Annotated in this window: 23 protein-coding genes and 1 tRNA gene; 17 read left to right on the plus strand and 7 right to left on the minus strand. The window is 38.8% G+C overall.

From position 1 onward, the window contains the following. Positions 1 to 161: 161 nt before the first annotated feature. Positions 162 to 575 (minus strand): hypothetical protein, encoded by a 414-nt coding sequence (locus HZA38_02615; protein ID MBI5414384.1) that lies wholly within the window; start codon positions 573 to 575, stop codon positions 162 to 164. Between the two features lie 166 nt (positions 576 to 741). Between HZA38_02615 and sdaAB the strand changes: the two genes are divergently transcribed. Next, the gene (gene sdaAB, locus HZA38_02620) at positions 742 to 1431 is read left to right on the plus strand and encodes an L-serine ammonia-lyase, iron-sulfur-dependent, subunit beta (GenBank protein ID MBI5414385.1); all 690 of its coding nucleotides are present in this window, start codon (positions 742 to 744) and stop codon (positions 1429 to 1431) included. An 80-nt stretch (positions 1432 to 1511) separates the two neighbouring features. Next, entirely contained in the window at positions 1512 to 2402 is an 891-nt protein-coding gene (gene sdaAA / locus HZA38_02625) for an L-serine ammonia-lyase, iron-sulfur-dependent, subunit alpha (protein MBI5414386.1), read from the plus strand. Positions 2403 to 2456: 54 nt separating this feature from the next. Here sdaAA and HZA38_02630 read toward each other — a convergent pair whose 3' ends face one another. The 3 genes from HZA38_02630 to HZA38_02640 form a co-directional block, all read right to left on the minus strand. Continuing rightward, the gene (locus HZA38_02630) at positions 2457 to 3140 is read right to left on the minus strand and encodes a Crp/Fnr family transcriptional regulator (protein MBI5414387.1); all 684 of its coding nucleotides are present in this window, start codon (positions 3138 to 3140) and stop codon (positions 2457 to 2459) included. 418 nt (positions 3141 to 3558) lie between these two features. Beyond that, the gene (locus HZA38_02635) at positions 3559 to 4752 is read right to left on the minus strand and encodes a glycosyltransferase family 4 protein (GenBank protein ID MBI5414388.1); all 1194 of its coding nucleotides are present in this window, start codon (positions 4750 to 4752) and stop codon (positions 3559 to 3561) included. Positions 4753 to 4788: 36 nt separating this feature from the next. Beyond that, complete coding sequence (locus HZA38_02640) at positions 4789 to 6594, minus strand: DUF4012 domain-containing protein (protein ID MBI5414389.1); 1806 nt, start codon at positions 6592 to 6594, stop codon at positions 4789 to 4791. Positions 6595 to 6854: 260 nt separating this feature from the next. Between HZA38_02640 and HZA38_02645 the strand changes: the two genes are divergently transcribed. Both HZA38_02645 and HZA38_02650 read left to right on the plus strand, forming a co-directional pair. After that, positions 6855 to 6929: transfer RNA gene (locus tag HZA38_02645), tRNA-Gln, on the plus strand. A 21-nt stretch (positions 6930 to 6950) separates the two neighbouring features. Then, the gene (locus HZA38_02650; GenBank protein MBI5414390.1) at positions 6951 to 7709 is read left to right on the plus strand and encodes a hypothetical protein; all 759 of its coding nucleotides are present in this window, start codon (positions 6951 to 6953) and stop codon (positions 7707 to 7709) included. Positions 7710 to 7765: 56 nt separating this feature from the next. On the opposite strand, the gene HZA38_02655 is transcribed toward HZA38_02650, so the two are convergent. Continuing rightward, positions 7766 to 8320 carry a transposase gene (locus HZA38_02655; GenBank protein MBI5414391.1) on the minus strand — a complete coding sequence of 185 codons (555 nt, stop codon included), beginning with the start codon at positions 8318 to 8320 and terminating at the stop codon, positions 7766 to 7768. Between the two features lie 181 nt (positions 8321 to 8501). Further along, positions 8502 to 8735, minus strand: coding sequence for a hypothetical protein (locus tag HZA38_02660; GenBank protein MBI5414392.1), 234 nt, complete (start codon positions 8733 to 8735; stop codon positions 8502 to 8504). Between HZA38_02660 and HZA38_02665 the strand changes: the two genes are divergently transcribed. The 4 genes from HZA38_02665 to HZA38_02680 all read left to right on the plus strand — a co-directional run bounded on the left by HZA38_02665 (position 8721) and on the right by HZA38_02680 (position 10744). Beyond that, the gene (locus HZA38_02665) at positions 8721 to 9227 is read left to right on the plus strand and encodes a DUF2079 domain-containing protein (GenBank protein ID MBI5414393.1); all 507 of its coding nucleotides are present in this window, start codon (positions 8721 to 8723) and stop codon (positions 9225 to 9227) included. The genes HZA38_02660 and HZA38_02665 overlap by 15 nt on opposite strands. Positions 9228 to 9269: 42 nt before the next feature. Beyond that, entirely contained in the window at positions 9270 to 10127 is an 858-nt protein-coding gene (locus tag HZA38_02670; protein ID MBI5414394.1) for a DUF2079 domain-containing protein, read from the plus strand. Positions 10128 to 10216: 89 nt separating this feature from the next. Then, positions 10217 to 10465: a hypothetical protein gene (locus HZA38_02675; GenBank protein MBI5414395.1), complete on the plus strand. Its 249-nt coding sequence runs from the start codon at positions 10217 to 10219 to the stop codon at positions 10463 to 10465. Between the two features lie 9 nt (positions 10466 to 10474). Next, complete coding sequence (locus tag HZA38_02680) at positions 10475 to 10744, plus strand: hypothetical protein (protein ID MBI5414396.1); 270 nt, start codon at positions 10475 to 10477, stop codon at positions 10742 to 10744. Positions 10745 to 10762: 18 nt separating this feature from the next. Here the strand turns inward: HZA38_02680 and HZA38_02685 are convergent, their stop codons facing one another. Next, the gene (locus tag HZA38_02685) at positions 10763 to 11044 is read right to left on the minus strand and encodes a hypothetical protein (GenBank protein ID MBI5414397.1); all 282 of its coding nucleotides are present in this window, start codon (positions 11042 to 11044) and stop codon (positions 10763 to 10765) included. A 172-nt stretch (positions 11045 to 11216) separates the two neighbouring features. On the opposite strand from HZA38_02685, the gene HZA38_02690 reads away from it, so the two are divergent. The 9 genes from HZA38_02690 to HZA38_02730 all read left to right on the plus strand — a co-directional run bounded on the left by HZA38_02690 (position 11217) and on the right by HZA38_02730 (position 19685). Continuing rightward, positions 11217 to 12131: a dihydroorotate dehydrogenase gene (locus tag HZA38_02690; GenBank protein MBI5414398.1), complete on the plus strand. Its 915-nt coding sequence runs from the start codon at positions 11217 to 11219 to the stop codon at positions 12129 to 12131. 160 nt (positions 12132 to 12291) lie between these two features. After that, positions 12292 to 13320 (plus strand): hypothetical protein, encoded by a 1029-nt coding sequence (locus HZA38_02695; GenBank protein MBI5414399.1) that lies wholly within the window; start codon positions 12292 to 12294, stop codon positions 13318 to 13320. Positions 13321 to 13438: 118 nt separating this feature from the next. After that, positions 13439 to 14551: a tetratricopeptide repeat protein gene (locus tag HZA38_02700; protein ID MBI5414400.1), complete on the plus strand. Its 1113-nt coding sequence runs from the start codon at positions 13439 to 13441 to the stop codon at positions 14549 to 14551. Between the two features lie 40 nt (positions 14552 to 14591). Beyond that, positions 14592 to 15869, plus strand: coding sequence for a UDP-N-acetylmuramoyl-tripeptide--D-alanyl-D-alanine ligase (locus tag HZA38_02705; GenBank protein ID MBI5414401.1), 1278 nt, complete (start codon positions 14592 to 14594; stop codon positions 15867 to 15869). Positions 15870 to 15897: 28 nt separating this feature from the next. Beyond that, entirely contained in the window at positions 15898 to 16140 is a 243-nt protein-coding gene (locus tag HZA38_02710) for a type II toxin-antitoxin system Phd/YefM family antitoxin (protein ID MBI5414402.1), read from the plus strand. After that, positions 16134 to 16400 (plus strand): Txe/YoeB family addiction module toxin, encoded by a 267-nt coding sequence (locus HZA38_02715; protein ID MBI5414403.1) that lies wholly within the window; start codon positions 16134 to 16136, stop codon positions 16398 to 16400. Before HZA38_02710 ends, HZA38_02715 begins: the two co-directional genes overlap by 7 nt. A 91-nt stretch (positions 16401 to 16491) precedes the next feature. After that, positions 16492 to 17136 (plus strand): fructose-6-phosphate aldolase, encoded by a 645-nt coding sequence (gene fsa, locus HZA38_02720; protein MBI5414404.1) that lies wholly within the window; start codon positions 16492 to 16494, stop codon positions 17134 to 17136. Positions 17137 to 17167: 31 nt separating this feature from the next. After that, positions 17168 to 18457, plus strand: a complete 1290-nt coding sequence (locus HZA38_02725) for a glucose-6-phosphate isomerase (protein ID MBI5414405.1) — start codon at positions 17168 to 17170, stop codon at positions 18455 to 18457. Positions 18458 to 18617: 160 nt separating this feature from the next. Next, entirely contained in the window at positions 18618 to 19685 is a 1068-nt protein-coding gene (locus tag HZA38_02730) for a transposase (protein ID MBI5414406.1), read from the plus strand. The last annotated feature ends 580 nt before the right edge of the window (positions 19686 to 20265 follow it).

Here is a 20265-nt window from a genome sequence, read left to right on the forward strand (position 1 = left end):
ATCTTTTCTTATATGTTCTGCTTTGAATAGTATGACTGCTCTCGGAATGCCAAAAAGTTACAAAATAGTATGAAAACCTTAGAAAAAGAAAATTGCTCTTTCCTGAGTCTCTATATTATGATTTGTGCAACAAAGCCATTCATAATTCAAAATTATTGTAACTATTTCTTCCTCGAGATGATAAGCATAAGATCACCATTTTTAAAATGAATTTCTGCGGCAATTCCTTGAGCAGAAAGTTCACGCGCCAGAGATTCGAGTACTTCTGTTTTCCTGGCGATATACGCTCCTTCTGTTTTTTCGATAAATCCCTCAAGGTCTTCATATTCATCAAGATTTTTCATCATGAGCTCCTGTTGATGTTTTACATCCGCGAGTTCTTCACTGAGTTCCCTTCTTTTTTTCTTCAACTGCTTTTCTGAGTCCAGAAGATGTAAATAGTGCGGATCTTCTTCCAGTTGTTTCTTGAGCTGTTTTTCGAGTTTTTTTCTTGCGTCTTTTGTCGCCTTATAATTTTCAAAGGCTTCTCCAAGCTTTTCCGCTGCCCGAGCGGTTACTTCCTGAAATGAACTCATGGGAAATGAAAAAAATCTCGGGAATTGTGCCATGAAAGTGAAAGGAACTCAACTCAAATTCATTCCGAACTCCCTTATTCCTAATTCCTACTTCCTACTTCCTGTTTTATATGCTTGTCACATGTCTTTCCACTCTGTAAAATTCCACCGACTTTCCTTTTCCTTTATGCGAGACACTTGGAGTATTTTCGACGTCATCGGTCCAGTGATGATGGGTCCATCGAGTTCACACACCGCCGGTGCGTGTAAACTCGGATATATGGCGGGCATCATTTTTGGAAAAAAGCCAACAAAGTGTGTCCTCCGCCTTCATGGGTCATTTGGAGAAGTATATCAAGGACATCGCACCGATGTTGCTCTTGTTGGTGGAATCCTCGGGATGTTGCCGTCGGATACAAATTTGAAAGATGCTTTCAAAAAAGCAAAAGCAGCTCATATTGAGATTGAAGTTGTTCCTACGAATCTCGGGAACGGCTTTCATCCAAATACCGTAGATTTTGTGCTGTACTCTGGAAATGATCGAATGAGAATCATTGGCTCATCGCTCGGAGGAGGAAAAGTCGTAATCTCTGAGATCGACAAGGTCAATGTTTCCCTCACGGGATCATACTCTTCACTCCTCATTTGTTACGATAATACAAAATTTAATTTAAGCCATATCATGAAGTACGCTGCAGAGCAAAATATTACCATCGTAAAAATGGAGACTACTCAATATAAAGATCGATCTCTCATTGACATTGAGATTCGCGAACAGTTTGAAACTCCTATCGTTCACGAAATTGAAGTTTTTGAAGGAGTGCATTGGGCACGGTTTGTGAATCACATTTCTCATTTTACCGAAGTTGGACTTTAAAAAATTTTAGATTTTAAATTTTGGATTTTAGATTAAAAAACCATTTAAAATTCAAAATTTATAATTTATAATTCCCCGAGATGTCTTTTCAATTTTATTCGGCAAAAAAACTCCTCGAAATTATCGAGGCAAACAAATTTACGCGCATTTCTGATGTCGTTATTGAAACGGAAAAGGAACTTACGGGACATTCTTCTGAAGAAATTTTCGAAAACATGAGGAGACGTCTTCTCATCATGAGAGAATCTATTCGTGCAGGGCAGAAAAAAACACTGAAATCGAAAAGCGGAATGGTAGGAGGAGAATCAAAACTCATGAAGAATTTGCGTGGGAAAGAAATCTTCCTTTCCGAACTCATGAGGAAAGCAACGGAGTATGCACTTTCAGTCATGGAGGTAAGCGCATGCATGGGAAAAATTGTCGCTGCTCCAACAGCCGGATCTTCCGGAATTCTTCCAGGTTGCCTCTGGGCACTCCAAGAAAACTTGCATCTCGCGGAAGAAGAAGTTGTTCGAGGTCTTCTTACTGCAGCCGGTATTGGTGTTATTATTGGAAATATTTCGACATTTTCTGCGGCAGAAGCAGGATGCCAAGCGGAAGTAGGAGCATCTGCAGCGATGACAGCTGCAGGAATTTCAGAAGTGCGAGGTCTCTCCGCAGAACGATGCATAAATGCCGCTGCACTTGCTCTCAAAAATATGCTCGGACTCGCATGCGACCCCATTGCAGGACTTGTGGAAGTCCCGTGTGTAAAAAGAAATGCTTTTGGTGTCGTGCACGCCATGACTGCGAGTGATATGAGCTACGCCGGGATTACGAGTATTGTTCCATTTGATGAAGTCGTAAAAGCAATGAATAACATCGCCAAAAACATGAATGAAAATATTCGTGAAACTGCAAAAGGAGGACTTGCCATGAGTAAAACGGGAAAGAAAATATCTGAAAAAGTGTATGGGAAAAAAACCACATAACTCGTGAAGTCAGTTGTAGAGGAGAAGTCTCGGGAATTCAGATCGTAAAACGAATTATTGGACGCTTTCGGCATCGGAAATTATTTTGCGTCCATCTACTTTTAACTTTCCTTCTTTCTCGAGTTCAGAAATTGCCTTTGTAACGGTTTCACGGGCAAGTCCTGTAAAAGATGCGAGTTTTTCATGAGTAATTTTTGTCCTTTTCCGCAGAATTCTCGGGAGAAAATTCCTTTCATCGTTTCGCTGAATGATTTTTATTGCCTCTAAAACATGTTCCTTCGCCGTTAAAACCGTTGTGGACTTAATACGGTCTTCATATTCGCGCATTTTTTCCGTAACCATTTGAAGAAGTCTGAGGACTATTTCTGGATATCGCCGCACTACCGCAAGAAATGCTTCTGTTGAAAGCGCACAAATACGTATATTATCGCTTGCTTCAGCGTAATGAGTGGTTTGTTCATTTGGATTCAGAGAAATATTCCCAAAAAATGACCCGGGTTTCAGAATATCGAGAATTATCTTCTTCCCTTCATGTACTTGATAGAGTATCACCTCGCCCTCTTTTAAAATATACACCGTATCGAGCTTTCTTCCTGGCTCAAAAACGAGTTCTTTTTTCCCCAAATAATGTTCAATCGTAAAATTCTCAATCGCCATGAGATCAGAATCTGTAATTCCTTCGAATAAATTAAATTGCTTCAGATACCAAAATTTCGGGCGCATTGGTGTTTTTGCCATAAGAGAGAGCAAAAGTTCATTCGGATCATCTCATATTCCCACTTGAAATACAAAAAATTCCTTTATCTCTGAAGTGGTATTTGGAGCAAAAACGATCATTCGAGGGATATTTTGAACACACCGCTTCCGCGGGCGCCGAGCGTCCCTCATCACTAAACCCCCAAGTGAGGAAGGTGGGGAACGCCGATGATATGGAAAACCATATCTAAAAGACGTATTTCCCCTATGCGTGCTGAAGAGAGTAGTGAAGGACAGGAGGTATCGAGCGCCGCAGAAGTTCACTCACGAGTCTCCTCCGAGACATATTTTCTGTCAAAAAGAATGGCTTGCGAAGCTTTGTTGTGAGTGTCATTATTATATTTGTATAATTTTTGTGTTCATAGAAATACTGAGAAAAATTGTATTTATTTGTGGAGCTTCAATATAAAGAGAAAATTTGTCCAAATTTTTTCTCAAAGAGTTCTGGAGCAAATTCTTTTTGATATCGAGCAAAATTCTCTTTTCCTAATTCTTTTCTGAGCTCATCATCTTGGCTCAAGGTGAGGATTTTTTCTGCAAGTTCAGGAATATTTCCACTTGAGCAAAGACCAAAATTTTTGTTTCCGAGGACATCAGGAATTCCACCGGTAGAATATGCCACCACTGCTTTTCCTGCTGACATCGCCTCGAGAAGAACAATCCCAAATGGCTCTTCATGTGACGGAAGAACAAAAATATGAATCCCTCGAAAAAAAATCTTCATCTCCAGACCTTCCAAAAAATCGAGAAAAAAATATTTCGTCTCCATTTTTTTCTCCTTCAGAGTGCGCTCAAGTGCTTCTTTTTCAGGTCCTTCTCCGGCTGAAAGAAAAATTGCATTTGGACATTTTTGGAGGACAATTTCGGCTGCACTCACAAGATCGCAAATCCCCTTCTCCCGAGAAAGTCTGCTCGCGCTTCCGATAAAAATTGTATTTTTGATATCGAGTGGAGCTCTGATTTTTTTCAGAATAAATTCCTGAAACTCTTGATCAAAATTTTTATTCAATAAAATTTGTGAACTGTCTTTCTCGGAAGGAAGCGTGTTCAAAAGAACTTGAATTCGAGAATTTTGAACGCCCAAATCATAAAGTGATTTTTTCATAAACTCGGATGGCACGACTATTTCCACAGTTTTGGAAAAGAATTTCCAAATGAAAAAATATGGATTCCGAGAAAGCCATTTTCCGATGGGCGCATGATGTCCCCAAAAAACTTTCATACCAAAAACTCGAGCAATTTGAGTCCAACAAACTTTTTCAATAAGGGTGAGAAAAAGAACTTTCCGTATTTTCCGAACGTACCTGAAATATGCGAGCCAAAAAATTCCGCGAATAAAAAAAAGTGGAACAGAAAGAATGCTCCAAAAAATTTGAGATTTTGAAGTGATATCTTTTTGGGTTTCTCGAAAAGTTTGAAATTTTTCTCTTCGAAATGCGCGAAGCAAATGCGGGCACGACGTCAAAATTTCCATCTCTCCACCATGCTTTCGAAGTATTTTCGCCATGAGGAGATGAATCTCTTCTTCTCCTCCCCAAGCAGATTCAAGAGGAAATCGTGTCAGTAATATTTTTTTTCCTGATACATCGGACATATTTTGGGAAACATTTTGTGAAGAAACTCCTGATTCTCATCGAGTAATTGTCGCTTTAAAGAGACCTTTTTCTGAACCTTCGAAATAATTTCCGGACAAATCTTCTACATTTGAAATTATAAGTTGAAATTTTTTCTGGCCGGGCGCTACTGATTTCTCCAGATCAAGAAAAATATTTTCTCCTTCTTGCCGGACTTTTTGAATGGGAATAGTCTGAAGTTCTTCGGACGAATTATCCAAAGTAAGAAGCGAGATGTTTTCGTGGAGAATTCCAGGAGAAATATCTTCCGAAAATCGTATCTCCAATTCAGATGAAGTCAAAAATTCGGCAAATTGCAGGAGTGGTGGAGTTTTATCCGGATGGAGCGTAAATACGAGCGATTCATCCATTTTCACGGAAAGATCGCAAAAGAAAACATTTTCATGCGACTGAATTTTATCGCATCCTTCTGCAGAAAATCGAACGTCATTTTCTCCTCTCATAGTGAAATCCCATTCATCTTGAGAACTTCCCACTTGTTTAAAAATAGAAATGAGGAAAGATTTTTCCGGAAATTCCGAAAATGATCCGGGAAGTTCAAACGTAAATTGCAGTAACTTTTCCTCTCCGGGATCTAGCGTGAGGAAAAATGATATTTCTTCTCCGTATGGACGAGTATCTCCACGCGGAGGTGTTTCAAATTTTCCGCCTGAATTTAAAAATACTGTCCCTTGAGGACGAACAATGCGCACAAATGTCTCATAATGGTCAGATTGAAGATTGTACGTTCCCTCATGAACAATGTGGATGGAAAACCTCTCTACAATTTTTCCGAGTTCATCGACATGAAGAGAAGAATGGAAATCTTTTTGGAGATAGCGATCGACTTTTCTCCCTCCTAAATTTGCAAAATTTATCGACCAAAAATTTTGAGAAGGAATGGTCCCTGCCCAATTTTTTTCTAAAAACTTTGCCTGAAGATCAGGATCTTCCAAATACGCCGTAATATGTTTGTTCTGAAAGTTTTTTGCTGTCACGATAAAAAAATCATCCCAGTATCCAGGATGGAGTGCGAGTTTCTTGAAAATTTCATGAGCTAAGGGATAGAGAGTATTTTTTCGACTTCTCCATGCTTCTTCATCATGAAGATCAAAATTCTTAGCAGTAAATTCGAGGAGTTCAAAGAAATTCTTTTTTGTGAGTGTTTCATCGCCAAGGGAAAACGGTTCAAGAAGACCAACAACATCTGTAATAAAACTCATATCAACGGCAATAACTCCATCAAAATGCATATCTGCAAATCGTGAATCATATGACAAAAACTCAAGTGCTTTTTTCGCATTTTCACTAAAATCGAAAGAAAAATTCGTGTCACGAAAGACCCATCCTGCATATTTTGGATCACGAGAAAATACTCGTTCCACCGCGTCAGGAGCTTTTACCTGAGGATTTGGCGTCTCCACTTCTTCTGAATTGTAGAACTGAAGATTCTGAAAAATTCCACGACTCTCAATAACAGCAAAACTGGTAATAAATCCCCCAGTAGGACGACGCTCATTTTCGTTTTCAAGAAGGAGGAGATAGCGTTTTTCTCCCCAAAATCCGAGAATTTGTGGGAGGTCGCCAAAAAAGATACGAAATTCTGAAAGCGATACATATCCCCAAATACCAAGAGAAATGAAGAAGAGAACAAAAAGAGCAAGAATCCCTTTTCTCGAAAGAAAAAACGTCCAAATCACGAGCAAAAAACGCTTCCACCACGGTTCTTGCTTTCGAAATTTGTCAAAAATATGCCGGGAGAAGAAGCTTTGTTTCATCAGCGGATATTTTCGCAAAAAATGGGGAAGAAGGGAAGATGGCAAAAAACATTTTTCAAATTCCCTTTTTTTGCTACTCTGTCCACTGCATTTCCTAATTCCTACTCCTAATTCGTAATTTGAAATTCGTAATTCGTAATTGACTGATGCCCAGTCGCTCAAGCGCAGTTGAATTTACGATGAATGACGAGCGAAGCGAGGGAATGAGTCGCAAAGATACTGCGTCCCGGACGACTCCGCTTTAGCGGAGGAGATCCGGGATCTCCTCACTCAAAAAAAGTTATGATATAGTACCTCAGAAATATTGCCCGGTCGCCAAGTGGCAAGGCAGAGGACTTTGAATCCTCCATTCGTAGGTTCGATCCCTACCCGGGCAGCCAATACAATATCTGTTGTCTTTTATGGCAGGAACAAAAAGGAAAAAAATTCCAAAGGCAACAGAAAGTAAAATTCTTATCGATTGTAAACGCAGATGTTGCCTTTGCTTTGGTCTTGAAAAGGATCTTGGAACAAAAAAAGGACAGATTGCGCACATTGATAAGAATAATAGGAATAATGACCAAAAAAATTTGGTGTTTCTTTGTCTTAACCACCATAATGAATATGATGGTAAAACTTCCCAAAGCAAAAATATAACTGAGAATGAAATAAGGGATTATAGAAAAAGCCTCTGCAATTTGATGAAAAATAATGCTCTCACTGATAAATCAAGTATTAAAGTTAATCAACCTGTTACATCAGTAACATTTGCCAAAATTTCTTCTCTAGTAAAAAAAGAACTACGACCAAAGAAACTTTATTTTGAAACTTTAATAAAGAATGCAACAAATAAAATTGTAAATGTTTACATCGATTTAAATATTGATGATAAAAACAAAAACTATTCTATTCATAGGAATATAAATGGGCAAAGTCATAGGAGTGATGCCCAGGCTCCAATGATATCACTACAAAAAGAAGGATATGCTTATATTGAGGGCGAAATCATTCAGATCAACTCAGCCTTTTTAATTACTGGCAACGCAACTTCTATCCAATTTAAGGTTAATTTTGAAATCTTATACAAATCCAAAGACACGAATTTAAATAGTCTTATGTTTTATCTTGGTACAGTTAATTCTATCGATGTTGGTAGTATATTTTTTATTACAGGAATGTGACCCTATCGAGGGTTCAACTCTTTATACAGGAGTCGCCCGTCCTCGGGCGACCCTGCCTAGGATTCAATCGGAGTAATCGGGATAACTGGTTCTTTTCCGAGGAAGTAATACCCAGCGCTTGAGAGATGATATTCTTCCGGAGAAGATGCGAGCTTCCAGTGTTCTTGAAGAGGGTTTAGGTGGATATACTCAAAAAATTCTCCGAATGCATTTTCATTCTCAACCACGAGATGATCAAATCGCTCCTGCCATACTTGATATTTATGTGATGGCTTGTACATTTTTGCTGAAGCTTGGAACAATTCGAGAAGATGTAATTTTCTGTGATTCCTACACCACTTGATAACTTCTCGCGAAGTGAAGCTTTTAATTCCTCCCATAAATTCTGACACATTCCATTTTTCTCCTACTGTAAGCAAGAGGTGGAAGTGATTGGGCATGATGACGAACGCATGAATGAAAACTTCAAACTTTTCTCTGGAAAAGTTAATGCTTGCCACGAGAATTTCTGCGAGTTCAGGAATGTGGAAGAGACACCGAAATGCTGTAACAGTCGTGGTCAGGAAGTATGTCGTATTTACGCCGTAACTTCGTGAAGCATGTCGCTTCATTTCCTTCGCGAAAAAAGATAAATACACCTTAATTGAAAATAATTTCCGTGCGAAATGGACCATGAAATATGCTCTCTCTTTTTGTCTACGTAGAGACATGAAAAGAATTTCTTTTCTGTCGACGATGTCCGACGACAGAAAAGAAAGGTCGCCCGAGGACGGGCGACTCTTATATTTAATCTCAAAAAATTTTCTGATTTGTCGAGGAATATTTTTCAAAGTCGATCCACCCGCTCAGTTCCGACTCACTCTGAACATATCCGCGGAGATTTATCGCCGTTCCTTTCTTGATTCCAAATAAGTTCCAATACCCGATCTGAATAATTGAATTTTTTCTTCTTACGATGCAATAATATCGTACCTTTCCTGATATTTTTGGATAATTTATCGCCACTTTAAAATGGTGCTCTCTCATACAGAATCAAGAATAAAATATCTCATTCTTCTGATTATTGTTTTCTTCTCGCTTCTGTATGGCATTATTTCTCTTGTTCCTCACTATAATTTTCGTACAAATGCATTTGATTTAGGAATTTTCAATCAGACGATTCATCAGTATTCAGAGCTCGAATTTGGACCAAATACGATTCGCGAAGTGCCGACTCTCCTCGCTGATCATCTGGAAATACTTCTGTTTGTATTTGCTCCGTTTTTTTGGATTTTTGGCTCATATACGCTTCTCATCATACAAATTCTTTTTGTTCTTGCGGGAGGAATTGGCGTTTTTTATGTTGTGAAATATGAAGCGAAACAAAGCGAAAAGTGGCTTCCCATTTTAGCCCTTGTTACATTTTACTCGTTTTTTGGCATTATCACCGCTCTTGGTTTTGATTTTCATAACAATGTCATTGGCGCGATGATGATTCCTTGGCTTTTCTTCTTTTTCAATACCAATCGATGGCGATAGTACTATCTCACTCTCGTGCTTTTCCTCTTCTCTCGAGAGAATATGCCGCTCATTTCAGCGGCGATGGGAATTTCATTTTTGATATTCGAAAAAAAGAATCGAAAACATTCGCTTAATACCGCTATTTTTAGCCTCATATATTTCTTTGTTTCTCTCAAAATAATCCAATTTTTTAACTCTGGATCGTATGATCATTGGCCGTATGTCGAGCTCGGAAACTCTCCTCTGGAGGTCATTCAATTTATTTTTTTGCATCCTATTTCTACAGCTCTTCTCGCGTTTGATAATCCGAAAAAATTAGAGATGTGGATTCTTATTCTCTTCTCTGGAGGTTTTCTTGCCATTTTTCAGCCAAAATATTTTTTGATCATTCTTCCGATTCTTGCGCAGAAATTTTTTTCAAATGATCCCATTCACTGGGGATCTGAATATCATTACGCAGTGGAATTTGCTCCTCCGATTGTCATCGGAGCATTTCTTACTCTAAACAAATTTCATAAAACATTTTTTCGAATTTCGGGAGCAGGACTTCTTCTCATGGCAAATCTCTACATTTTACTCCATGTCCATTTTTATGATGGTGAAACTCTCTCGAGAATTTTTTATAAAGACCATTATGTTCGAGAAAATCGCAATGAAATCTCTGAGGCAATCCAATCTGTTCAAAATGCGCGCTCTGTGAGCGCTCAAAGTGCATTTGTTCCTCATCTCACGAATCAAGAAATTTATCTTTTTCCTCGTGTTGAAAAAAGTGAATATATTCTCCTCATCTTGAATGATCGAAACAACTGGCCTCTCAATACTGAAAACGTAAACTTAGCATATCAAAAACTCCTGAGCAGCACTGAATATTCAGAAATTTTTCACAAAAATTCTGTTGTGGTATTTGAGAAAAATTAGCATTTGTAGTTTTTCTTGTTTTAGAGGAATTTCCTTGATTTTCCATGAAACATATATTACAATATATATGTATCTATATATTCTCATATATGACAAAGATTATAACTACTACTCATGTTCAGCAGAAAATTGGCGAAATTTCCGGATCCATTGAAGAAATAAGCTTCATTGTCACAAATCGAGGTGAAGGGCGAATTGTCATGCTCCCCTATTTCGATGGGTGTGATGAATATATTGGCGAGTACATGGAAGATTTTGAAATGGCAAAAAATAGGAACTCTCTTAAAAAGAAATATGAAAAGTCATCAGCGTCAGGAAAGAGTTCTCTCATTATATAATTTGAAAGAATGACTCGATTTGTTTTTACAAAACATGCTGAAAAATCGTTCAAAAAACTTTCAAAGATAGTGCAAGAGAGAATTCTTGAAAAACTGAGCGAATATAAACACCACGATGACATTCTTTCTGTCATGAGAGGGCTTTCACATTTTGAGCCAGCAACACATCGGCTCAGGATTGGAGCATATCGGCTTATTCTCGAACTCAAAAAGCAATCAGAACATGATTTTGAATTCTGGATTTTAGATATGGGACATCGGAAAGATGTGTATCGGTAATTCGAATGCAAACTTTCATCAAAAGGAAAAAATCTTTGGATCAAAAAGCGCCGCACACAAAAAGTAGAGAATCAAAAAACACACTGATCCCACAATATATTTTATGAAATCAGTTTTTTTCTTGATGAGAATAAGTGGAATCGCAATTATTATAAAAATTTCCACCAAAAAGGATACTGTTCCGAGGAGAAAGAAAAACCACTCAAACCAATTTGGAAACTGAGAAAAATCTTCTTGTATGTTCCCAAGAGAATTGAGAGGAGTCGGTATGCGAAGAATATCTTGCGTGATATCTTTCAAAAAATGGACTGATGAGAAAATAAAGATAATCATCAAGAATATTTTTGTGCCGAGTTGTAGCTGTTTTTGACTCATGTAACACGGTTTTTTCCCATTATAAGAAACATTTCTGAAATTTAGAATTTATCCCGCTTTGCGGGATAGAATTTATAATCTATAATCCCTGCGGATTATGCCATCCCTTAAAACTTCCTTCTGCGGCGTAGAATTTACAAACCCTCTCGTTCTTGCGAGCGGAATCCTTGGCGTCACTGGCGATTCGTTTCATCATACCGTTAGGTCTGGAGCTGGCGGAATCACGACAAAGAGCATTTGGTTACGTCCGCATCCGGGTCATCCAAATCCAACAATGGTGGGATTTGAACACTATTTTTTGAACGCAGTTGGACTTTCAGACGCCGGCGTTATAAAAGCGAAAGAAGAACTCGGGAAATATATTCCCGAGCGCAAAGCGCCGATCATTGCAAATATCGTCGCCGGGAAAAAAGATGATTTTGGAGCGGTCGCTGAAGAAATCGCAAAACTAGACCCGGATATTATCGAAGTAAATATTTCCTGCCCGAATGTAGAAAGTGAACTTGGAAAACCATTCGCATGTGATCTCAAGGACGCGGCGGAAGTAACGAAAATTGTAAAAAAAAATGTCGGAAAAATTCCGATCACGATCAAACTTTCTCCAAATGTCCCAAATATTGCTGATATCGCGAAGGCATGTGAAGATGCCGGAGCTCAAGGAATTACCGAAATTAATACGATGCCCGGAATGCGCATCCATCTCAAATTCAGAAAACCAATTCTCGCGAACAAAACTGGAGGAGTTTCTGGACCGGGACTCTTCCCGATTGCGCTCAAAGCCGTCTATGACATTGCGAAAAGAGTAAAAATTCCGATTATTGGAACAGGAGGCGTGACAACCGGAAAAGACGCCATTGAAATGGTTATGGCGGGAGCAACACTCGTTGGAGTGGGAACAATGGTGTATTATCGCGATGTAAAAGGATTTGAGGAAATGACGAAGGAAATGGAGGAATGGATGGAGGAAAATGAAGTGCAGAGTTTGGAAGAAATTCGGGGATGTGTTTCGTAAGAATTTTTAATTTTAAATTTTGAAATTTCTAAATAAATCTTAATGTTTAATTTCTAATTTTTAAAGTTAAGAGATGTATTTGAGTTCTTTTTGTTTAGAAATTAAAAATTAAGATTTAGAATTTATTTAGGAATTTCAAAATTTAAAATTAAAAATTCTTGTGAAGTTCTCCTGGCGCATTATTGGACACGAAAAAATTCTCGAAAAACTCGAGGCTGATTTTGAAAATGGGACCGTGGGGCAGAGTTATCTCCTCTGTGGTCCACGGGAAATTCAAAAGTTTAAAGTTATTCAGAGGTTTGCCGAGCTTCTCCAGTGCGAACAAAAAAATATGTGCCGAACATGCGATGCGTGCGTTCGCATAGAAAAAAATATTCATAGAAGTACTATCGTCGTCGATAAACTCTGGGTAAAAGACAAAAGCGCTGATCTCGAAGAACTCGCAAAATATTCGAATTTCGACCAGTCGCATCGAAAAAGGAAAGGGAAAAAAAGTGATCAAATTGGTGTAGATGACGTTTTGGAGTTTGTGAAGCCACTGTGGCAGAAGACCGATGATGATTACAAAGTCTGTATTATTCGAGATATCGAACGAATGACAGAAGAGGCTATGAATACCTTTCTCAAAACTCTCGAAGAACCACCGGAAAAAACGATATTTCTCATGACTGCAACGCATAAAGAGCACCTCCTTCCGACGATTATCTCACGAGTTCGGGTGATTGAAATGGGACTTATTCCGAATTCGGTTTTAAAAAAAACACTCGATGAAGAACACGAAGATATTTCCGATGAAAAAAAAGAGAAAATTCTCACATTAGCCCAGGGAAGATCGGATCGACTTATGAAATTCCTGAGCGATCCTGACTTTTTTGATACTCAAAAAGAGCTTTTCCATGAATTTTCTCTTATTCTCAAAAACAGGAATCTCCCTCGTCTTTTTGCCCTCGCGGAAAAATTATCAAAACCAGATCAAGATGAAGAAATTTTTGAATTTTTTGATGGATTTCTGCATTTTTTAAGAACACTTCTTCGAGAGAAAACGTTTGGGAGATCTCTTTCTCTTGGCGATCAATACTCATTTGAAAAACTCGTGGAGCTCGTGAATGCTATTGATGCTGCAAAACAAAAAATAGAAAAAAATGTCAACAGAAGATTGGCTCTTGAGGAATTATTTTTATCGGTATAGGAAAGACATTTATACGCTGGACATTATTCAGTATTTCGACTTGTGTAATTTCTTCTTTTTCTCGACATTTTTGGAATTTTTCTCCAAAATGTCCCCCGAATGTTCTTTTCTTTTTTTCATGCCGACTGGAATTCTTATCGGGACTTTTTTTACTTCACTCACTGGAATTCTTTTTCTCTTTGGAAATCAATCACTGAAACTTCGCCGAGAAGAAAAAATTAAAATTCATGAAGCGCTTAAAAAATCTTCTCATCATGATGACCATGAAGCAGCAGTATTGCCTCCTCCACAGAAAAACGAGATCGATAAACTCTCTCCATCGTACGGATCTTCCTTTGAACAGAAGGTCGCGGAACTCATTCTCGAGCAGATGAAGAGCGCAATGAAAGACGAAGGAAAGGGAAATGAGGTTGCTCTGCTTTTTGAAGAAACTATTTCTTTTGAGAAAAATCCAAGTTCTCCTCCTGATGTTTCTCCAGATGGAGCGACGAAAAATGTTCTTCTGCACGGATTTTTCCAAAATTTTCAGAATTTTTTCAAGAAAATTTTCTCCTATAAAAACTGGCGTAAAAAAACAGCCGAAGATGAAATGAGTGACGCGGAAGAGGAGGCTCGAAAAAAAGCTGCGCTCGAGCACAAGCGCAAAAAAGATCCAGTAATTCCCCGAAAGGAAATCCATGAGCTTCTCGGAAAAGCTGAGGTCTTTCTCGCGAGAAACGAACTTGAGGAAGCAGAAAAATTGTTTATTAAAATTCTTTCTTTTGATGAAGAGAATGTCACTGCACTTCAAAAATTAGCGTATCTCTATCTCCAAACTGGTTCTCCGCATAAATCAGAAGGGCTCTATCTTGAGCTCCTGGAACTCACCTCTGGAAGTCCAGCAATTTATACAAACTTGGGACTTGCACTTTTTAACCAGAAAAAATTTGAAGAATCCATCGAAGCTTATAAAAAGGCTGTAGAGCTTGATGTTGATCACGGCGCAAGGTACGCCAATTTGGGACAAGTGTATTTTGTAATTCAAAATTTAGAGTCTGCTATTGAGTGTTTTGAAAATGCGGTAAAAAAAGATCCGCGAAATTTAGGATTTCTCTATCATCTTGCCGATTCCTGCCTTGAAGCAAAGCGTTTTTCTGAAGCAAGAAAATGGTACGAAAAAATTCTTGATCTTTCCCCGTACGATGAATCTGCAAAGGAGGAAGTTCGGAGGCTTCAGGCTCTTGGATTTTAATGCTCAAAATTTCTGAATGTTCCCCCATTAACAGCGTACTATGAAAAAGATCGCTCAGAAGTTCATTCTCTTCCTCCTCAAAAAGAAGGCGAAAGCGGTGCTGAATTCCAGTGCAAAAATTATCGGAGTTACTGGATCAGTGGGAAAGACAACGACAAAGAATGCAATCGCGCACGTTTTGAGTTCCAGGTACAAAGTACTCGCAAGTCAAGAAGGATTTAACACCGAAATTGGCATTCTTCTCACACTTCTTGGAGAACACGAATCAGGATTTTCTTCGCCGATGAAATGGATATGTATTCTCTGGAGAATCTTTTGGAAAAAACTGGAAATTCCAGAAATTATTGTTTTGGAATATGGAGTTGATGCACCAGGAGATATGGACAAACTTCTTCGAATTGCGCAGCCTTCCTACGGGGTTCTTACTAAAATTGCTCCTATCCACCTTGGAGAAAGTCAATTTCCGAATCTCGAGGGAATTCGAGATGAAAAGGCAAAACTTCTTTTTAGTATTCCATCCGGCGGAATGGCAATTCTCAATCATGATGATGAGAAAATTCGTGAAATATTTCCGCAGATACATGGGAAAACTTGTTCTTTTGGAACTTCTCCTGACGCAGACTATACGATTACTGAAATCAAACAATATGACGATGGAATTTCTTTCCATGTGAAGAATGATACAGATTCAGCAACTTTTCGCGTGCCACTTCTCGGAATTTATCACATTACCGTACTTCTTCCCGCAATTATTTTGGGAAAGGAATTTGGGATTTCACTTCAGGAAAGTACTGAACTTTTGAAAAATTTTTCTCCTCCGCCTGGGAGAGGGAAAATTCTCGCGGGAAAAAACGGAAGTGTTCTTTGGGATTTCTCCTACAATTCCAGTATTTCTTCAGCTACTGCTGCACTTCAGACTCTCAAAGAAATTTCTGCTCAAAGGAAACTCGCGCTTCTCGGAAATATGAATGAAATTGGGAAGTATTCCGCAGAGTTTCATCTTGAACTCGGAAAAATTGCAGCGAAATACGCGGATGAAATCTTTTTTGTAGGAAAGGAACACGAGCATTTCGCAGAGGGAGTGCAGGGAAAAAAGCCGCTTTCCATTTTTGAAAATGCCGTTCTTGCTGGAGAACATCTCAAAAATATTCTTACCGAAGGAGATTTTCTTTTGATCAAGGGATCTCAAAACGATGTGTTTTTGGAAAGGGCAGTAGCAAAAATTCTGAAAAATCCAGAAGATGCAAAATTTTTATGTCGACAAGGAAAAGAGTGGAAAAAGGGTATTGACAAAGTCGTACGGAATATCGTACCATGAAGGCGTTCTATTTTTATTGAAAAATTTTATGAGAACGCTTTCTGTAAGCCAGGCGAGAGCAAATTTGTACAAAATTGTGAAGGCATCAGGAACTGGGCAGGTGCCAATACAAGTAATTGGCAAAAATGGAAGTATTGTAATTATTACAAAAGATGATTGGGATGCAGTGCAAGAAACACTCTATCTCCTCTCAATACCAGGAATGAGGCAATCCATTCAAAAAGGTCTCAAAACTTCGCTTGATGAATGTAGTGATACTCTCGAATGGTAAAGTGGCGGATTGTATTTACAAAACAGGCGCAAAGAGACGCAAGAAAAATATCATCTGCAGGTTTGCGTGAAAAAACAGAAAACATATTGGACATTGTAAAGAAGAATCCATTCCAAACGCCTCCATATTTTGAAAAATTAGTTGGAGATTTGAGTGGAGCTTATTCTCGAAGAATAAATATTCAACATCGAGTCGTGTATCAAGTTCTCAAAAAAGAAAAAACTGTAAAAATTATTCGATTATGGACACATTATGAATAAGTGAATTCTCGACTTGGAAACAACATCTTTTATTTTTTTCCCATCTTCTAAAAGAGAGTGGTATAATTGGAGTGAATTTTACTTTTCGAATATGCAAATCTTTCTCGACACCGCTGATATCAAAGAGATTAAAAAATACGCAGCCATCGGAATTGTTGATGGCATCACGACGAATCCTTCCCTCGTTGCGAAAGAAGGAGTGGATTTTAAAACTTGCGTGCAGGAAATCTGTGCCGTTATTTCAGGTCCGGTAAGTGCGGAAGTGCTTTCCACCGATGCGGAAGCGATGGTAAAGGAAGGAAGAGATATTGCCACGTGGGCAAAAAATGTTTTTGTAAAACTTCCGATGACTGCGGAAGGCTTAAAAGCGTGCAAAATTTTGAGCGGAGAAGGAATTAACATCAACGTAACGCTCATTTTCTCCGCCTCTCAGGCGCTTCTTGCCGCAAAAGCCGGAGCGAAATTTGTGAGTCCATTTGTGGGAAGGCTCGATGATATTAATGAAGATGGAATGGCTCTCATATCTGACATTGTCGATATTTTCATGAATTATGACATTCAAACGAAGGTTTTAGCCGCGAGTATCAGACATCCTCAGCATGTTTTGGAAGCGATGAGAATCGGTGCAGATATTGCCACAATGCCCGCCTCAGTCCTCGAAAAACTCATGCAGCATCCGCTCACAGATATTGGACTTCAGAAGTTTTTGGAAGATTGGAAAAAAGCAAAGAAGTAATGCTATTCCAATATTTTAATGGCACTCTCCTATGATTTCTCTCGATATTTCTGGGCTATCTCAAATAGATTCATCGCATGGACTTTCTCTGGGTGAAATTGAGTCGGAATCCAGTCGAATTTCAGGATTTTTGGAAAAAATTCATGCACGCGATCAGGGATTTTATCAGAATGAGGTTTTGGAGAATGAAGAGCTCGTTCTCAGCATCGAGAAGTTCGCAAAAAAGGTGAAAGGAAAATATGATTATGTTGTGGTGCTCGGCATTGGCGGGTCTTCCCTCGGAATGATTGCGCTGAAAGATGCTTTCGGAAATCTCTTTTTGGGAACACATCCGCAGATTTATATTCTCGATAATATTGATCCCGTTTTTATTTCTGAATGCGAAGAAGTTTTAAATCTTCAAAAAACACTTTTTCTCGTCATTACGAAATCTGGAGGAACGCCAGAAACGCTTTCGCAATATTTTTATTTTTTAAAAAAAGTTGAAGAGAAGAAGCTTGTTCTTAAAGAACATTTTGTATTCATTACGGATCCAAAAAAAGGACTTCTCCGCGAAGAAGTAGAAAAAAAAGGAATCCCCTCTTTTCCTGTTCCAGAAAATGTGGGCGGGAGATTTTCTGTTTTAACCGCTGTAGGGCTCGTTCCCGCAGCACTCATCGACGTGAATATTCAGAACCTTCTGAATGGAGCAAAGGCGATGCGCGAAAAATTTCTTTCTCAGAATATTTCCGAAAATCTTCCTTTTCAGATCGCGACCATTCAATATTTGCTTTCAAAAAAAGGGAAAAATATTACCGTGATGATGCCGTATGCACAAAAACTCTTTCGATTCGCGGACTGGTATCGTCAACTTCTTGCGGAATCAATTGGAAAGGAAAAAAATGAAAATGGGGAGAAAGTGCACACGGGACTGACTCCCGTAAATGCGCTTGGCGTTACGGATCAGCATTCGCAGGCGCAGCTCTACATGGAAGGGCCGAACGATAAATTTATTCTCTTTCTCGAAGTTGAAAAATTTGAAAAAGACATCGAAATTCCTCTGCCGAAAGAGTTTCATGATTCTGTACATTTTTTGGAAAATACGAGCTTTGCAAAGCTCATGCGAGTTGAGAAAAAAGCAACGGCAGATGCACTTACAGAATATGGAAAACCAAATATTACTGTTCATATTCCTGAGATTTCAGAAGAACATCTCGGGGAACTTTTTCTGCTTTTTGAAGGCGCTATTGCATTCCTTGGGGAATATTTTGGAATAAACGCGTTCGATCAGCCGGGAGTGGAACTTTCTAAAAACCTCACGAAGAAATATCTTCTGGAGTGATTTTCCGAGAATATATTCGTTATCTGCTCTCAATATTCGATAGTGTCGTCGGACATCGTCGACACATTCGCGCTGAGTGAAGATGAAAAATATAAAAATTATCTGCATAAGTTCAGATACATATTGCACTCCATAAATGAGGGGACTTAACCGTCTTCTTATGGAATTTTTTCCGAGAACTCATTGTAAATATACCGGTATTAAAGGTTTTATAAGTGTCGCAAACTTGGCCTTTAAAGATCAGTATATGATTACAGAGGAAGCAAATTTTAGAGTAAAGGTTTTGGAATTTTGGAAGAAATATGGACTTGAAGCGACCATGGATGCGTATCATCTGAAGCGACGAACATTATTTTTGTGGAAGAAAAAACTTCGCGAAGGCAAAGGAAAGCTGGAATCTTTAAATCCTCAATCTCGTGCACGAAAAAGGAAACGAAAACGATTGTGGCCTCTTCATGTTCTTGGAGAAATTCAAAAATTGAGAGAAGAACACCCAAATCTTGGAAAAGACAAAATATTCCCTCTTCTCCAAGAATTCTGTATTCGGAAGGGGCTTCAATGTCCATCATCAAGTACGATCGGTCGTTTAATCGCAGACATGGGAGGATTGAGAACATTTCCTCAAAAGATTTCCCATTTTGGAAAGATCAAAAAGAAAAATCGTCAAAAAGTCTTAAGGAAGCCAAAAGATTTTAAGGCAGTCTATCCTGGACATCTTGTTGGACTAGATACCATTGAGCGAATAATTGATGGATGTCGTCGTTATGTGATTACTTTTGAAGACATTTTTTCACGATTTGCCTTTGCTTGGGCGACGAGTTCACATGCTTCTCGAGCCGCGGAAGAATTCTTTGGAATGTGCCGAATAGTTTTTCCTTGCCCCATTACTTTTGTACTCACAGACAATGGATCTGAATTCAAAAAAGAATTTTCAAAAAAACTAAAAGAGCTTCATCTCCTTCATTATCACACGTATCCCAAAACTCCCAAGATGAATGCTCATGTGGAACGTTTTAACAGGACAATACAAGAAGAATTCATCAATTATCATTCCCATCTCCTTCTTGATCCTAACTCATTTAATCCGAAGCTCATTGAATGGCTCATTTGGTACAACACCAAACGTCCTCACTTCGCCTTCAAAAACCATCGTTCTCCTCTTCAGTTTTTGGTATCATCCTCTCGCCCTCAGGAGTGCAATTTTAGGTGGACTCATACATTATCTTGAATTTTCAAGTGGAATTTTGTATGATAGCTAAGCCTAGATGAGTACACAGGAACCTTTCCTGTTTTGCTTGGGTCTCAGCAATTAAGGCTACTTCGCAAGAAGTGCCTTTTTTGTAATATTATTTTTGCCGCTATCCTATAAAAAGCCCTGGTGATATGGGGAGGGTACTGGTGTACTCGTCTGGGACTGAGACCCAAGCGAGCGGGTTCGATTCCCGTCCTCTCCACCAGGGCGAATAGAGTTTCTCCGTTTTGTCATCTCGGACTTGCCCGCCCTGAGCGGAGCCGAATGGGACCCAGGATCTCAATTTTCTGATAAATTAAAACCAAACAAAAAAATATTTACTTTTTTGTGCGGGTCACGCCTCCTGGCGTGACTGAAAATCATGCAAGGTCATGCGTGGACGCATGACCCCCACGGAAACGAACGATTGCTTCTGTTACCTTGAGTCCAATAAATAATGATGTATAATATGGGAGAATTTTCCCCCATATTTATGAAAAGAAATGAGATAACGCATCAGGAAATAACAAAAGAGGCATTGGAGAGAGAGAAAAAGAAGTCAAAAAGCATGCAAAGA

It is taken from the genome of Candidatus Peregrinibacteria bacterium, from assembly GCA_016220175.1.
In the GTDB taxonomy this organism is placed as follows: Bacteria; Patescibacteriota; Gracilibacteria; order CAIRYL01; family CAIRYL01; genus JACRHZ01.

Excerpts from the sequence above, each read along its gene's own strand:
- HZA38_02680 (MBI5414396.1), top strand. The coding sequence starts at position 10,475 with ATGACTCGATTTGTTTTTACAAAACATGCTGAAAAATCGTTCAAAAAA.
- sdaAA (MBI5414386.1), top strand. The coding sequence starts at position 1,512 with ATGTCTTTTCAATTTTATTCGGCAAAAAAACTCCTCGAAATTATCGAG.
- HZA38_02655 (MBI5414391.1), bottom strand. The coding sequence starts at position 8,320 with ATGAAGCGACATGCTTCACGAAGTTACGGCGTAAATACGACATACTTC.
- HZA38_02715 (MBI5414403.1), top strand. The coding sequence starts at position 16,134 with ATGGTAAAGTGGCGGATTGTATTTACAAAACAGGCGCAAAGAGACGCA.
- HZA38_02700 (MBI5414400.1), top strand. The coding sequence starts at position 13,439 with ATGCCGACTGGAATTCTTATCGGGACTTTTTTTACTTCACTCACTGGA.
- HZA38_02630 (MBI5414387.1), bottom strand. The coding sequence starts at position 3,140 with ATGGCAAAAACACCAATGCGCCCGAAATTTTGGTATCTGAAGCAATTT.
- sdaAB (MBI5414385.1), top strand. The coding sequence starts at position 742 with ATGCGAGACACTTGGAGTATTTTCGACGTCATCGGTCCAGTGATGATG.
- HZA38_02675 (MBI5414395.1), top strand. The coding sequence starts at position 10,217 with ATGACAAAGATTATAACTACTACTCATGTTCAGCAGAAAATTGGCGAA.
- HZA38_02710 (MBI5414402.1), top strand. The coding sequence starts at position 15,898 with ATGAGAACGCTTTCTGTAAGCCAGGCGAGAGCAAATTTGTACAAAATT.
- HZA38_02615 (MBI5414384.1), bottom strand. The coding sequence starts at position 575 with ATGAGTTCATTTCAGGAAGTAACCGCTCGGGCAGCGGAAAAGCTTGGA.
- fsa (MBI5414404.1), top strand. The coding sequence starts at position 16,492 with ATGCAAATCTTTCTCGACACCGCTGATATCAAAGAGATTAAAAAATAC.
- HZA38_02730 (MBI5414406.1), top strand. The coding sequence starts at position 18,618 with ATGGAATTTTTTCCGAGAACTCATTGTAAATATACCGGTATTAAAGGT.
- HZA38_02670 (MBI5414394.1), top strand. The coding sequence starts at position 9,270 with ATGCCGCTCATTTCAGCGGCGATGGGAATTTCATTTTTGATATTCGAA.
- HZA38_02725 (MBI5414405.1), top strand. The coding sequence starts at position 17,168 with ATGATTTCTCTCGATATTTCTGGGCTATCTCAAATAGATTCATCGCAT.
- HZA38_02665 (MBI5414393.1), top strand. The coding sequence starts at position 8,721 with ATGGTGCTCTCTCATACAGAATCAAGAATAAAATATCTCATTCTTCTG.
- HZA38_02705 (MBI5414401.1), top strand. The coding sequence starts at position 14,592 with ATGAAAAAGATCGCTCAGAAGTTCATTCTCTTCCTCCTCAAAAAGAAG.
- HZA38_02690 (MBI5414398.1), top strand. The coding sequence starts at position 11,217 with ATGCCATCCCTTAAAACTTCCTTCTGCGGCGTAGAATTTACAAACCCT.
- HZA38_02650 (MBI5414390.1), top strand. The coding sequence starts at position 6,951 with ATGGCAGGAACAAAAAGGAAAAAAATTCCAAAGGCAACAGAAAGTAAA.
- HZA38_02635 (MBI5414388.1), bottom strand. The coding sequence starts at position 4,752 with ATGTCCGATGTATCAGGAAAAAAAATATTACTGACACGATTTCCTCTT.
- HZA38_02660 (MBI5414392.1), bottom strand. The coding sequence starts at position 8,735 with ATGAGAGAGCACCATTTTAAAGTGGCGATAAATTATCCAAAAATATCA.